A 12,844-nucleotide genomic window follows, 5' to 3' on the forward strand; every position below is an offset into this window, starting at 1 on the left:
GAAAAGATACAATTTAAAAAGAGCTTTAATTTTAAATTTCGCAAACGTCACCAAAACAGAGAAAAAGAATTCTTTTTTAATAGGCTTTGCTCCGTGTTTTTATATCTAAAAGACTTTACAAAATATCTTTTCTCGGTCTGTTAATTTCCATTTTTCAGTACGAAAAATGGAAACGGATCCCTTGTAGTTACGTTTCGCAATTTTGCAAAAGATTTTCTCTACGGTTCTATTAAAGTATTGTCTATTAATCTCGCTTTACCTACGAAAACAGCAAGGGCAAGTAAAGTTGGACCTGCGATTTCTTTTACTGGGTCAAGTGTTTCTGGATGGCAAAATTCTACGTAATCGATCTCGGTGTAGGGATGAGAAATTATAAATTGCTCAAGCTCTTGTTTCAAAGTAGGAACAATCCTTACGCCCTTTTTTACTTTTTCTTGTGCTAAACAAAGTGCCTTATAAAGGCAGGTAGCACTTTTTCTTTCTTCAGGGGAAAGATATACGTTTCGCGAACTCATGGCCAGGCCGTCTTTTTCCCGCACAATGGGATGACCTATAATCTCAAGGTCAAGGTTAAGGTCAGCCACCATGCGCTTTACGACCAAATATTGCTGATAATCCTTAAGACCAAACACAGCAAAATGCGGCTTAACGATGTTAAACAGTTTTAAACAAACAGTAGTAACCCCGCGAAAATGCCCAGGGCGCCTGGCACCACAAAGCGGCTTGGTAAGCCTTTCCACTTCAACAAAAGTCTGAAACCCCTCAGGGTACATTTCTTCAGCCTTGGGGGTAAAGATGACGTCAACGCCTATTTCTTCTGCCAAGCGCGCGTCTCGTTCTAAGTCACGGGGATAATCGCGAAAATCTTCTTGTGGTCCAAACTGGATGGGATTTACAAAGATGCTCACCACGACCTTGTCTGCAAGCTCCTTGGCCCGCCTCATAAGGGATAGATGACCTTCGTGAAAATAGCCCATCGTAGGCACAAAGCCTATTCTCAAGCCATTTTTGCGGGAGGTTTCGCTCCAGGTTTTCATTTGGGAAATTTCTTTTATCAGTCGAATGGCTAGCCTCCTTGTCCAGAAAACTTTTTTTCTTCAACCCATTTTGGCAACATATCTAAAATCATATTGCGAATCTTTTGAAAATCCCAGCCTGGAAGCGCAAAGTTTTGTTCATTTTCCCAAAGTGAAATTCTTCCGTCAGCATTAGCATCCTCAAAAAGGAAAAAAAGCCGCTTAGTATTGTTGTCCATACCCCAGATGCGAAGCTTCTTGGTACCGTTATGATCTTCCCAAAGGGATACCCGCAGGGTCAACCCTTTTAAGGGAAGTTGCCACTCGCCCCACCATGGATATAAATTGCCCGTAGACGGATTAAATACTAGTTGCTTAAATACCTCAAAAAGCGGTTTTTCCGCATCATAGATCAGCACAGGGGTGCCAACCTCAATCAACTCATAAAGTTCGCGCATGTCTTTGTCATTTAAAGCCACGCAGCCATAGGTCCAATCACGCACCAAGCGACCATTTTTTTTACGCCAAACCCCTCCTCCGTGGATCCCCAAGCCGTAGCCTAATTTACAATTGCCATTTGAAACTCCCTGCTTGAAGTTTAAAACACATTGTTCATATTCAGATAAGTTCAAACGGCCTTCCCAGCGCGCAAGGTTAATGTCTTTTAAATTTGGATAAGAAAGTGCTAAAAAAAGACCGTAACGACGCGAAGGGCGTTTTTCCCTAATAAAATAAAGGCCCTCTGGAGTGGCCCCGTCTCCCTGTTCTCTTTTAGGTTCCTCAGGATTCCAGCCAAGAGAAACAGGATAAGCCTTCAAAATGTGTCCGTTTTCATAGAGATACAAAGTACGGGAATATTTCTCTATTACGATTATTTTTTGCGAAAAAGCCGGTATTTCCGCAAAAATAAAAAATATTAAAGAAACAACGCCTATTTTTAGAAAATTTTTTATCAATTTTCCTCCAAAAAAATTTAGCTTTTTTATCAATTTATATTACACTAGCTAAACAAATCTAGAGGAGGTGTTGTTATGAAGAAAAAGCTTATGGCTCTTATCATGGCAGTATCCTTTTTGGGTGTAAGCGGTGCTCCTGCCCTTGCCAAATCCTGTAAAGGCACTATCAAAGAATTCGATGGTAAAACCATGGTTGTCGAAATCAAAGGCAAATGTAAAGCCAATGTGGGCGATAAGGTAAAAATCAAAGTCAAAAAGCAAAAAGCCATCGAAGGTTGCTAATTTTCAAAAAGGGGGCTTAGGCCCCCTTTAAGATCTTTTCGAAAAGCTGAGAAGCTTCCTTAACAATTTCGGTGTTATCTACTAACTCTAAGAGTGGTCTACGTGCAATTTCCGCCTCAAACACCTCCTGGCTTTCCTTTAAGTATCCCAAAAACTTCATGTCCTTTTCATCGCAAATCTTTTGTACGTAATCGTCGAGTGTTTGAGGGATCTCTTGAGGAGCCCGGTTAACCAGAAGCCACACCGTGCCAACCTCAAGCTGTAGGGGTTTTATCAATTCTGCAATACGCCCAGCAGTCATCACCCCGCGCGAAGAAGCATCAGAGACCACCAAAAGATGGTCTATATTGCGCATATTAAGTCGCGAAAGATGCTCCATTCCTGCCTCGTTATCCACCACTACGTATGCATAATTTTTCATTAGCTTTTCAAGGGCCTGAGAAAGAAAAGCATGGGCAGCACAATAACACCCTGGGCCTTCTGGCTGGCCCATGACAATGAGGTCAAAATCATCTGTTTCAATCACGGCTTCGTTTAAACGCATTTCGATGAAATCACCCCGGGCCATGCTATCAGGCACCGCGGTGCGAAGCTCGTTTTTTATCTCCCCAAGGGTCACATCGACATCTACGCCTAGGAGTTCGTTAAGATTGGCATTGGGATCAGCATCAACCGCAAGGATGGGGGTTCTACCGGTTTTGATGAGGTGTCTTATTAAAAGGGCCGCAGTGGTAGTTTTGCCTGTTCCGCCTTTGCCTGCAAGGGCAATTGTCCTTGACACTAAAACCTCCTTAAGTTTTCTTGTGCCTGTCTTTAAAGAGTTTGTACGTGAGACTATCAACCAGGGCCTTACAGCTTGCTTCTAAAATATCGTGCGACACACCCACTGTGCCCCAGCGGTCTTCTCTGTCTCGCGAAAAAATAAGCACCCTTACCATGGCCCCGGTACCAGGGCAGCCTGGAAGGACCCTTACTTTGTAGTCCTCAAGGCTCATCTCTTTAAGTTGAGGGTAAAAGCGCTCAAGGGCTTTGCGAATGGCATTGTCAAGGGCATTTACCGGGCCGTTTCCAGAAGCCGCAGTATGTTCAACCTCTCCCACCCCAGGAGGAACCCGTACCATTACGGTAGCTTCAACCAGAGGATACCCCTCTTCGGGATTTTGCATATCAAAGACCCGGTAGCCCAAAAGCTCGAAATACTGCTTGGGCTCGCCAATTAAGCGATACATCAAAAGCTCAAGGGAGGCTTCTGCTGCTTCAAACTGATATCCCTCAGCCTCGCGCTTTTTAACTTCTTCTACAATCTTCGCCACCATGGGATCGTTTTCGGCAAGTTTGATGCCGAATTGTTTGGCCTTATAAAGGATGTTGCTGCGCCCAGAAAGATCAGACACAAGCACTCGTCTGATGTTTCCAACAAGTTCTGGTTCGATGTGTTCGTAAGTGCGGGGATGACGCATAACCGCAGAGACGTGTACCCCGCCTTTATGCGCAAAGGCACTGCGCCCAACATAGGGCAAATAGCGTGGATGCGGTATATTGGCTATTTCGCAAATGTAGCGTGAGACCTCGGTCAGTTTGTGTAAATGTTTTTTGGCCTCGGCCTCATAGCCCATCTTAAGCAAAAGATTGGGCATAATAGAACAAAGATTGGCATTACCGCAGCGTTCCCCAAAGCCATTAATAGTGCCCTGGACTTGAACGGCACCTTCAAGCACAGCCATAAGGGAATTGGCCACCGCACATTCAGAATCGTTGTGGGCATGAATACCCAGGGTAACACCTTTTCCCAGGCGTTTTTTCACTTCACGAATTATTTCGACTATTTCGTGGGGAAGGGTGCCGCCGTTAGTATCACAAAGCACCAGGACATCCGCCCCTGCCGAAGCGGCACGTTTTAAGGTCTCGCAAGCATAGTCTTTGTCAGCCTTAAAGCCGTCAAAAAAATGCTCTGCATCGTAGAATAGTTTTTCACAGTGAGGCTTGAGATAGGCCACTGAGGCCTCGATAATCTCAAGATTTCTCTCAAGGGTGGTCTTAAGGGCTTCTTTTACGTGGATGTCCCAGCTTTTGCCAAAAATAGTAACAACTGGTGTCTTGGCCTCGATAAGGGCGCGCAGATTTGGATCTTCTTCGGGGGTTTTGCGTGGATGATGGGTGCTGCCAAAAGCCGCAATGCGTGCGTGCTTGAACTTGAGGTCCCTTACCTCGCGAAAGAAACGCGCATCTTTAGGGTTTGAGCCTGGCCAGCCACCTTCGATGTAATCAATGCCAAGCTCGTCGAGTTTTTGGGCCACACGCAACTTGTCTTCCACAGAAAGGTTAAAGTCCTCAGCCTGGGTGCCGTCACGTAAAGTGGTATCATAAAATTCTATGTTTTTAGCCATAAAAAACTCCTAGCCTTCTTGTTCTGGCTCCCGATCAAGCCCAAAGGCCTCATGCAGCGCCCTTACGGCTAGTTCAGTGTATTTTTCATCTATCACACAGGAAATTTTTATTTCCGAAGTAGAAATCATGTGAATATTGATGCCGTGATTTGCTAGGACGTTAAACATCTTGGCGGCAACCCCTGGATGAGCACGCATACCAGCACCCACAATGGAAACCTTGGCAATGTCTTCAGCGCCTTCTATTTTTTCAATACCGATCTCAGATGATAATTTTTCTACCAGTCGCAAGGTGTTTTTATAATCAGTCTTGGGCACGGTGAAGGTCATATCTGCACGTCCGTCAGGGCGGCCTGTCTGGATAATCATATCAACCACAATACCGGCATCAGCAATAGGCCCAAATATTTTGGCCGCAACACCGGGTTTATCCGGCACCCCGTAAAGGGAAATACGGGCCTCGTTACGATTATAAGTAACCCCTGACACCAAAACTTTTTCCATGCTTTCGTCCTCCTCCACTACCATTGTACCCGGCTCATCAGAAAAACTAGAACGCACGTGAACCGGCACTTTATAAATTTTGGCAAACTCCACAGAGCGAATCTCAAGGACCTTGGCGCCCATGCTTGCCAGCTCAAGCATCTCATCGTAGGAAATCTTAGCAATCTTTCTGGCCTTAGGCACAATGCGCGGATCCGCCGTGTAAACCCCGTCTACGTCGGTAAAAATCTCGCAAACATCAGCCCCAAGTGCTGCAGCAATAGCCACCGCGGTAGTATCAGAACCGCCACGTCCCAAAGTAGTGATGTCACCGTTTTCAGTTATCCCCTGAAACCCGGCAATGATGAGCACGTGGCCTTTTTTAAGTTCTTCGCGCATACGCTCGGTGGCAATGTCGCGAATACGGGCCTTGCCAAAAAGCTCGTCTGTTTTAATCGGAATCTGAAAGGCCAGAAGGGCCTTGGCAGGATAACCCATGGCATTTAAAGCCATGGCCAGAAGTGATGAAGACACCTGCTCTCCTGTGGCCACGAGCATATCAAGCTCACGTGGAGAGGGCTCTTCCACAAGCTCATGGGCAAGCTGAAGAAGACGATCCGTCTCCCCTGCCATAGCCGAGACCACGACCACCACATCATGGCCTTCATCGCGATATTTAGCAATGCGCCGGGCGACATTTCTTATACGTTCAAGGTCTCCTACGGATGTGCCACCGTACTTCTGAACTACCAGCATGAATTAATCCTCCTCCTTTTTGCCACGCCAAATTGGATCTTCCCCAAAGTGTAAAAACCACCATTCTTCAGCATCCGCCCCGCGATCGTTGGGGCGGAGCTCTATGCGATAGTGTTCACAATATTCCATCAAAAGCTGATAGGCCTCGTTTAAACGTTGCATGGTCTTTACATCGCCCTGATGGTCTGGATGGAGCTTTGCGGCAAGGTTGCGATACCTTGCGCGGATTTCAGCCCTGCTGGTCTGCAAAGGCAGGCCTAAAAGTTTCCGCGCTTCTTCTATTTTTTGCCATTTCTCCCGTGGCATAATAAACTCCGTTTTCGAGAATTTAACGTATTTTGCAAAGCTTAACCAGAGACAAAGAAACTAAAGGAGTAAGTATGCGGGTAGGATTTGGCTACGACGTGCATCGTTTTGCTCCAGAGCGCAAGCTTATCCTTTGCGGGGTAGAAATACCCTACGAGCTAGGACTCCTTGGCCACTCAGACGCCGATGTGGCCACCCACGCGTTGATAGACGCCCTTCTCGGCGCGGCAGGGCTTGGAGATATTGGCGAACACTTTCCAGACTCAGACAAACGCTATGCAGGCATCTCAAGCCTTGAGCTCCTTTCAGAAACCATGAAAAAACTTGCCCAGAAAGGCTTTCGCCTGGTTAACGCTGATTTAACTATCGTGGCCGAGCGCCCGAAAATAGGCCCCTATCGGGATAAGATGCGCAAGACCCTGGCCTCGGTATTAAAATGCCCAGAAGAAGCCATTAATATAAAAGGCAAAACCACCGAAAAAATGGGCTTTACCGGACGAAAAGAAGGCATTGCCGCATACGCTGTGGTGTTAATCACCCATGATTGACCAAGAAGTTATCAAAAAAGCCCCTGAAAACCCGGGAGTCTATGTTTTTAAGACCGAAAAAGGCGAAGTTCTTTACGTTGGCAAAGCCAAAAACTTGCGCAAACGCCTGCAAAGCTATCTGCGAGAAGACCAGCCTTATAAAATCAGAGTGCTCGTAGCCAAAGCCAATATCGTAGAAACCATCGTCACCCGTAGCGAAAAAGAAGCCTTGGTGCTTGAGGCCAATCTTATAAAAAAATACCGGCCGCGTTACAACGTACTCCTGCGTGACGACAAAGCCTATCCCCTTTTGCGCATCACTTTGCACGAAAAGTTTCCCGCTATTCAGGTTTGTCGCCGCAAACGCAAAGACAAAGCCGTCTATTTCGGTCCATACCCCTCTGCCGGGGCGGTAAGGCAAACACTTAAGTTTTTGGCACGTATTTTTCCCTTAAGGCGCTGCTCAACGGCTGAATTCCAAAGACGCGAACGCCCCTGTCTTTATTACCAGATAGGCCGCTGTCCGGCTCCCTGTGTGGGCCTGATTACCGAAGAGGAATACCGCAAACTGGTAGAAGGGGCCATCTCCTTTCTCAAAGGAAAGGCTCAGGACGTCTTAAAAAGCCTACGGGCAGAAATGGAAAAGGCTGCCGAAGAATTAAACTTTGAAAAGGCAGCTCTTTTGCGTGACCGGATCTTTGCCATCGAACGCACCCTAGAAGCCCAGGTAGTAAACCTTCCTCAGGAAGAAGACCTTGATGTTTTCGCCTTGGCACGCCAGGGAGAAAAAATCTCAGGGGCCGTGCTTTTTGTGAGATCCGGCGCCCTGCTCGGTAAAAAAACTTTTAACCTTAGCCGTGCTAACTCAGAGGCAAACGCCCTTTACGCTTCACTTTTGCAGCAGTTTTATGATGAGGGCAAATACATACCTCAGGAAATCCTTCTTCCTGAGTCCCCTGAAGACAAAGAAATACTTGAGGACTGGCTTAGTGAGCTCGCAGAAAAAAAAGTGACTATAAAAGTACCTAAGCGCGGGGCCAGAAAAGAACTTTTAAAGATTGCCCAACAAAATGCTCGTGAGGCCCTTGCTGCACGCCTTGCCGGTGAACGACCTTACGAAGAACTAGCAGAAAAGCTCGCCTTTACCCTGAAGCTTAAAAAGATACCCCTGCGCGTTGAAGGCGTAGATATTTCAAACATCCAAGGCACCTTGTCCGTGGGGGTGGTAGTGTCTTTTTTTGAGGGCGAAGAAGACAAAAGCCGCTACCGGCGATATTACATTAAAAGCACCGCAGGCCCTGATGATTACGCCATGATATACGAAACCGTAGGTAGACACCTTAAAAACTGCCTTGAGGCTACGAGCCTCCCAGACCTCATACTTATAGACGGAGGCAAAGGTCAGCTTGCTGCAGCCCTTGCCGCAGCAGAAGAATTGCACGTGCTTGATAAAGTCGATTTCTGTGCCCTTGCCAAAGAACGCCAAGGGGAAGGCGAAAAAATTTATCTTCCCCAGCGTAAAAATCCTCTTAAGTTGGCAAAACACACAGACATCTTGCGCTTTTTACAAAGGGTGCGCGATGAGGCCCACCGCTTTGCCGTAACCTCTCACAGAAAAAGACGCAAAAAACAGGGGCTTACCTCTATTCTTGACCAGATTCCCGGCATTGGCCCCAAACGCAAAAAAACCCTGCTTAGGCATTTTGAGAGCTTAGAAAATCTTGCCAAGGCCCCTGTCGAGGAAATTGCAGGGCTTCCTGGTCTTAACCGCAAGGTGGCACAAACTATCAGAGAATACCTGCAGAAGGCTTATCTTGAACAAAGTGAAAGGAGCGCGTAATGGCCAACATCTTTGAAATCCCATTTGAAGAAATACTTGAAGAATCAGTAAGAACCCACGGGCATCTTTGTGCCGGCCAGGTCCTGGGGGTGAGACTTGCCCTTCTTGGCTTGCGCCTTATTGGTATTTCTGATCCAAAAGGAGCGGACCGGAAGAAGTTCCTGGTCTTCGTTGAAATTGACCGCTGCGCCACTGATGCCATACAATCAGTCACCGGCGCAAGTCTTGGGAAGCGATCCCTCAAATTCCTTGACCACGGTATCATGGCTGCAACTTTCTTGAATCTCGAGACCAAAAAGGCCTTTCGCATCATTGCCAGGGAAGAAGCCCGTGAGCTTTCGAAAAATTATTTCCCTGAGATCGAAAACAAGTATCAGCGCCAGCTTAAAGCTTATCAGGTCATGCCTGAAGAAGAACTTTTTGAGATTCAGGAAGTAGAAGTCGAGGTCTCCGACTTTGATTTACCTGGAAGGCCCTTAAAAAGGGTCCAGTGCGAAAAGTGCGGTGTTTGGGTACAGGATGGACGTGAGGTTAACCAAAACGGCAAAATTTTATGCCGCCCTTGCGCCTACGGGGCTTACTTCCGCGTGAAGGGCCTTTCGCCAAAGCTCCGCAAGAAAGGTTAAGAGCTCAAGCAAAAATATTTCTTGGTTAAGATTCATCTGAATGGCAGAAAACGCCTGTTGCACACGTTCCATTGCGGGGACAACGAAATCTCGAGGAGGCTTCTCAGGAAGCATCTCAGGAAATTCATCTAGCTCAAGGTGGCTTAAAAGCCCCTGACGCAACCACACCAAGACCATTTCCCAAAAAAGAGGGAGGTCTTCTTTTAATTTGGGAAGGGTCTCGGCCACTGCCACGATTTGTGATGGCTTGCCTGTGGAAATAGCCTTAACAAACCGGGAAAGCTCCTCAAGAAAGCCCCTTTCTGCCAGGCGAAGCGCCCTACCAAGGCTTCCTTCAGCCAGACACGAAAGACCTTTTGCCTCTTCCTCAGAAAGCCCAAAGCGCTCTACCAACACTTGTTCAAGAATCTTTTGGGGAAGGGGCCTAAAACGCACAATCTGGCAACGAGATACTATCGTGGGCAAAAGGCCTTCGGTGCTTTTAGCCACCAGGACGAAGAGATTATAAGGAGGTGGCTCTTCAAGGGATTTAAGAAGGGCGTTAGCTGCTTCTCGGGTCATGGCTTCTGCATCAGGGAACAAAATAAGCCGCCTTTCAGCCTCAAGGGGTCTGAAATAAAGTTTGGCCTCTAGCGCACGAATCTGTTCTATTTTTAATGACTTGCTCGCAGGGCTTATTATTTCAACATCAGGGTGATTCCCGCGCAAAAATTTAGCACAGGGAACACATTTCCCGCAGGCTGTTTTCCCCTCACAAAGAAGCCGCCAGAAAAAAGAAAGTGCGGTGGTTTCTTTGCCAACGCCTTCAGGGCCAAGAAAAAGATAGGCGTGGGGAAGGCGGGCCTTTCCCTGGGCTTTTAAAAGGATTCCAAGGGCCCGGTCCTGGCCTTTGATCTCATCAAAGGAAAGCGCCTTTAGCTCTGGCACGGAGCCTCCCATATCTTGGCACCCAGTTTAGAAAACTTGTCGCAAAGGGACTCATAGCCCCTTTTCAAATGATGAATCTCGCTGATTTCCGTAACACCTTCTGCTCCAAGCGCGGCCAGCACAAGAGAGGCACTTGCGCGCAAATCGGTTGCCTTTACCGGCGCAGCCTGGAGCCTTTTCACCCCTTGAACCACTGCCACCCGGCCCTCTACGGTAATTTCTGCCCCAAGGCGTTTTAGCTCCTCCACGTGATGGAAGCGGTCTTCAAAAACCGTCTCAACAACCACAGAAACGCCTTTGACCGTACATAAAACCGCCATGATTTGTGCTTGAAGATCCGTAGGATAACCGGGATAGGGGGCTGTTCTTATCTTAATGGGTCTAAGCCTTTTGCCACGCCTGCTAAGAATCTCATCACCGGAGATTTCTATCGTAAGCCCGAGCTGCTTAAGGGAAGCTAAAACATTTTCAAGATGGGAAGGGTTGGCCCTTTTAACGATAATTTCGCCTCCTGCCACCGCGGGAGCCATGAGATATGTACCTGCTTCAATACGGTCAGGGATAATATCGACCTTGGCAGGGGATAGCCCTTTGACCCCTTCAATGTAGATATTTTCGCTTCCATGGCCTTTTATCTTGGCGCCCATAGCACAGAGCATATCTCCCAAAAATTCGATCTCCGGCTCCTTGGCAGCATTGCGGATAAGAGTTTTTCCCCGGGCAAGGCTTGCGGCCATCATAATGGTTTCTGTGGCGGTAACCGAGGGAAAATCAAAGAAAATTTCTGCTCCGCAAAGCCCTCGGCGTGGAGCCTTGGCCACGATATAGCCGTGTTCCATTTCTATTTTGGCCCCCATAGCCTCAAGGCCTTTTAAATGCAAGTCTATGGGGCGTTTGCCAATAGGGCATCCTCCAGGACGTGCTACTTTGGCCTTTCCGTGCTTGGCAAGCAGCGGACCAAGCACCAGCACCGAAGCCCGCATCCGGCTTACGATTTCGTAAGGAGCAAGGGTTTCTTCGGCATTCGAAGTGTCCAAATAAAGGCCTTCACGGGTTATTTCATACTGACAGCCCAAACGCCCCAGGAGTTCAAGCATGGTAAAAACATCAACCAGCCAGGGAACATTTGAAAAAAAATACTCCCCTTCTGCTAAAAGTGCGGCTGCAAGTGCAGGAAGAGCAGCGTTTTTGGCTCCGCTGATAATAACCTCGCCAGAGAGCTTGTGCCCCCCTTCCACGAAGATACAGATGTTTTCTTGCATCAAAAGCTCCTGCTTTTTATAAGCTATATTTTGCAACCAAAACGCGATGATGCCCTGATAAATCTTTCACAAAAAAGTATTTATATCCTAATTTTTCCGCGAGAGAAGCTACTTTTTCTCTTTGCCTATAACCTATCTCAAGGATAACGTAGCCAGGGGGTTTAAGAAACCCGGGAGCTTTTTTCAAGGTTTCGGCTATAAAATCAAGGCCTTCTTCTCCTGCTAGAAGGGCTTCCTGTGGTTCGTGTAACTTTACCTCTTTGTCAAGCGTTTCCCATTCGTTTTTCGCCACATAAGGCGGGTTACTCAAAATGGCATTAAAAAAATGGGTTTCTTTGAAGGGGCTAAGCCAGTTTCCCCTTACTAAAAGAAGTTTTTTTTCAAGGCCATATCTTTTTAGGTTTTGGATTGTATATGCCAGGGCCTGCGAACTGATATCCACACCGATGATTTTAAAAGAAGGCCTTTCCAGGGCCAAGGTAATAGAAATACAGCCTGAGCCCACCCCCAATTCAAGTAAATAAGACCCCTCAGGTAAAAGGTTAAGGGCAGTTTCTACTAAGATTTCTGTTTCAGGACGAGGAATAAGAACCCCTGGGCCAACTTTGAATAAACAGCCAAAAAACTCAACTTCTCCAAGGAGATATGCGGCAGGAACCCCTTGAGAACGCTTCTCTAAAAGCATAAAAAATTTTTTTGCAACTAAAGGGGGAACTTCTTTTTCCTGATAAATATCAAGAAGTTTTTTGCCTAAAAGAAAAGATAGGATAAAACGGCTTTCGTAATCAGCCTCTTTTGGAGAAAAGCCCTTTTTTACGAGAAAATCTCTGCCTTTTTGAAGAATCTCTAAAAGTGCAGGCATAACAGAAGATTTAAACAAAACCACGGAGAAAAGCCATATAAATCCTAAAAGCTAAACAATTTGACATTCCAGATTTGCGATTGGGAGCCCGTTTTATTCCACAAAGCGTCATCGCGAGAAGGCCTGATAGGGATACCATAGTAATTTCACCAACGCGTATCATCGCAAGGCGAGCTAGGCTCGCCAAAGTAATCTCAAGGGATTGGTTGGCACATGGGGCGTTGCATCAAAAGCTATTCGCTTGCAATGACGGAACAAAAATAAAAAAGCCCGGCTGGTTTCCCAACCGGGCTTTTCTCTATCTTTATTACCCGGGCGCCGACCTACTCTCCCACCGGGGTAACCCGGCAGTACCATCGGCCCTGGAGGGCTTAACGACCGTGTTCGGAATGGGTACGGGTGTGGCCCCTCCGGTATGGGCACCCAGGAATTCCTTCCCCTTAAAAACTCTCGACAAGTGATATAGGATATCGCTCCGGTACCCACAAGCCTCTCACCACAGTATCAACTATTAAGCCAATACTGTGGCCAAGCCGCTCGGGCGATTAGTACCGGTCAGCTCCACCCATTGCTGGGCTTCCACCTCCGGCCTATCTACCAGGTAGTCTCCCTGG

Annotated in this window: 13 protein-coding genes and 2 rRNA genes; 4 read left to right on the forward strand and 11 right to left on the reverse strand. The window is 47.1% G+C overall.

Features of this window, described 5'->3' with window-relative positions; all coding sequences use genetic code 11:
- Positions 1–218: 218 nt before the first annotated feature.
- Both panC and H528_RS0109790 read right to left on the reverse strand, forming a co-directional pair.
- On the reverse strand, positions 219–1,064 hold the full coding sequence (gene panC, locus H528_RS0109785) for a pantoate--beta-alanine ligase (protein WP_028845894.1): 846 nt from the start codon (positions 1,062–1,064) through the stop codon (positions 219–221).
- 2 nt (positions 1,065–1,066) lie between these two features.
- Positions 1,067–1,972 carry a L,D-transpeptidase family protein gene (locus tag H528_RS0109790; RefSeq protein ID WP_022854138.1) on the reverse strand — a complete coding sequence of 302 codons (906 nt, stop codon included), beginning with the start codon at positions 1,970–1,972 and terminating at the stop codon, positions 1,067–1,069.
- Positions 1,973–2,047: 75 nt separating this feature from the next.
- Here H528_RS0109790 and H528_RS0109795 point away from each other — a divergent pair, with 75 nt between their 5' ends.
- The gene (locus H528_RS0109795) at positions 2,048–2,254 is read left to right on the forward strand and encodes a hypothetical protein (RefSeq protein ID WP_022854139.1); all 207 of its coding nucleotides are present in this window, start codon (positions 2,048–2,050) and stop codon (positions 2,252–2,254) included.
- 16 nt (positions 2,255–2,270) lie between these two features.
- Here H528_RS0109795 and H528_RS0109800 read toward each other — a convergent pair whose 3' ends face one another.
- The 4 genes from H528_RS0109800 to H528_RS0109815 are packed head-to-tail and all read right to left on the reverse strand — an operon-like array spanning position 2,271 to position 6,186.
- Positions 2,271–3,035, reverse strand: coding sequence for an ATP-binding protein (locus H528_RS0109800; protein WP_022854140.1), 765 nt, complete (start codon positions 3,033–3,035; stop codon positions 2,271–2,273).
- A gap of 10 nt (positions 3,036–3,045) precedes the next feature.
- Positions 3,046–4,641: a citramalate synthase gene (gene cimA, locus H528_RS0109805; RefSeq protein WP_022854141.1), complete on the reverse strand. Its 1,596-nt coding sequence runs from the start codon at positions 4,639–4,641 to the stop codon at positions 3,046–3,048.
- Between the two features lie 9 nt (positions 4,642–4,650).
- Positions 4,651–5,880, reverse strand: a complete 1,230-nt coding sequence (locus H528_RS0109810) for an aspartate kinase (RefSeq protein WP_022854142.1) — start codon at positions 5,878–5,880, stop codon at positions 4,651–4,653.
- A 3-nt stretch (positions 5,881–5,883) separates the two neighbouring features.
- The gene (locus H528_RS0109815) at positions 5,884–6,186 is read right to left on the reverse strand and encodes a J domain-containing protein (RefSeq protein WP_022854143.1); all 303 of its coding nucleotides are present in this window, start codon (positions 6,184–6,186) and stop codon (positions 5,884–5,886) included.
- Between the two features lie 74 nt (positions 6,187–6,260).
- On the opposite strand from H528_RS0109815, the gene ispF reads away from it, so the two are divergent.
- From ispF to H528_RS13450, 3 genes are read left to right on the forward strand one after another with little or no spacing between them, the layout of a single operon-like run.
- A complete protein-coding gene (gene ispF, locus H528_RS0109820) occupies positions 6,261–6,734 on the forward strand; it encodes a 2-C-methyl-D-erythritol 2,4-cyclodiphosphate synthase (RefSeq protein WP_028845895.1) in 474 nt (157 codons plus the stop codon).
- Positions 6,727–8,553, forward strand: a complete 1,827-nt coding sequence (uvrC, locus tag H528_RS0109825) for an excinuclease ABC subunit UvrC (protein ID WP_022854145.1) — start codon at positions 6,727–6,729, stop codon at positions 8,551–8,553. Before ispF ends, uvrC begins: the two co-directional genes overlap by 8 nt.
- Positions 8,553–9,179 (forward strand): FmdE family protein, encoded by a 627-nt coding sequence (locus H528_RS13450; RefSeq protein ID WP_022854146.1) that lies wholly within the window; start codon positions 8,553–8,555, stop codon positions 9,177–9,179. The genes uvrC and H528_RS13450 overlap by 1 nt, the downstream gene beginning before the upstream one ends.
- Here the strand turns inward: H528_RS13450 and holB are convergent.
- The 5 genes from holB to H528_RS0109860 form a co-directional block, all read right to left on the reverse strand.
- The gene (gene holB / locus H528_RS13455) at positions 9,105–10,106 is read right to left on the reverse strand and encodes a DNA polymerase III subunit delta' (protein WP_022854147.1); all 1,002 of its coding nucleotides are present in this window, start codon (positions 10,104–10,106) and stop codon (positions 9,105–9,107) included. The two genes, H528_RS13450 and holB, sit on opposite strands and share 75 nt — an antisense overlap.
- Entirely contained in the window at positions 10,094–11,368 is a 1,275-nt protein-coding gene (gene murA, locus H528_RS0109840) for a UDP-N-acetylglucosamine 1-carboxyvinyltransferase (protein ID WP_022854148.1), read from the reverse strand. The genes holB and murA overlap by 13 nt, the downstream gene beginning before the upstream one ends.
- 16 nt (positions 11,369–11,384) lie before the next feature.
- Positions 11,385–12,230, reverse strand: coding sequence for a peptide chain release factor N(5)-glutamine methyltransferase (gene prmC, locus H528_RS13460; RefSeq protein WP_022854149.1), 846 nt, complete (start codon positions 12,228–12,230; stop codon positions 11,385–11,387).
- 310 nt (positions 12,231–12,540) lie between these two features.
- Positions 12,541–12,657, reverse strand: a 5S ribosomal RNA gene (gene rrf, locus H528_RS0109855).
- 97 nt (positions 12,658–12,754) lie between these two features.
- A 23S ribosomal RNA gene (locus H528_RS0109860) occupies positions 12,755–12,844 on the reverse strand; the annotation flags it as partial.

It is taken from the genome of Thermodesulfatator atlanticus DSM 21156, assembly GCF_000421585.1.
Lineage (GTDB): Bacteria > Desulfobacterota > Thermodesulfobacteria > Thermodesulfobacteriales > Thermodesulfatatoraceae > Thermodesulfatator > Thermodesulfatator atlanticus.

Bases quoted from the DNA above. Each gene is read 5' to 3' on its own strand.
- H528_RS0109795 (WP_022854139.1), top strand. From the start codon at position 2,048: ATGAAGAAAAAGCTTATGGCTCTTATCATGGCAGTATCCTTTTTGGGT.
- cimA (WP_022854141.1), bottom strand. From the start codon at position 4,641: ATGGCTAAAAACATAGAATTTTATGATACCACTTTACGTGACGGCACC.
- H528_RS0109810 (WP_022854142.1), bottom strand. From the start codon at position 5,880: ATGCTGGTAGTTCAGAAGTACGGTGGCACATCCGTAGGAGACCTTGAA.
- H528_RS0109815 (WP_022854143.1), bottom strand. From the start codon at position 6,186: ATGCCACGGGAGAAATGGCAAAAAATAGAAGAAGCGCGGAAACTTTTA.
- ispF (WP_028845895.1), top strand. From the start codon at position 6,261: ATGCGGGTAGGATTTGGCTACGACGTGCATCGTTTTGCTCCAGAGCGC.
- uvrC (WP_022854145.1), top strand. From the start codon at position 6,727: ATGATTGACCAAGAAGTTATCAAAAAAGCCCCTGAAAACCCGGGAGTC.
- H528_RS13450 (WP_022854146.1), top strand. From the start codon at position 8,553: ATGGCCAACATCTTTGAAATCCCATTTGAAGAAATACTTGAAGAATCA.
- murA (WP_022854148.1), bottom strand. From the start codon at position 11,368: ATGCAAGAAAACATCTGTATCTTCGTGGAAGGGGGGCACAAGCTCTCT.
- prmC (WP_022854149.1), bottom strand. From the start codon at position 12,230: ATGCCTGCACTTTTAGAGATTCTTCAAAAAGGCAGAGATTTTCTCGTA.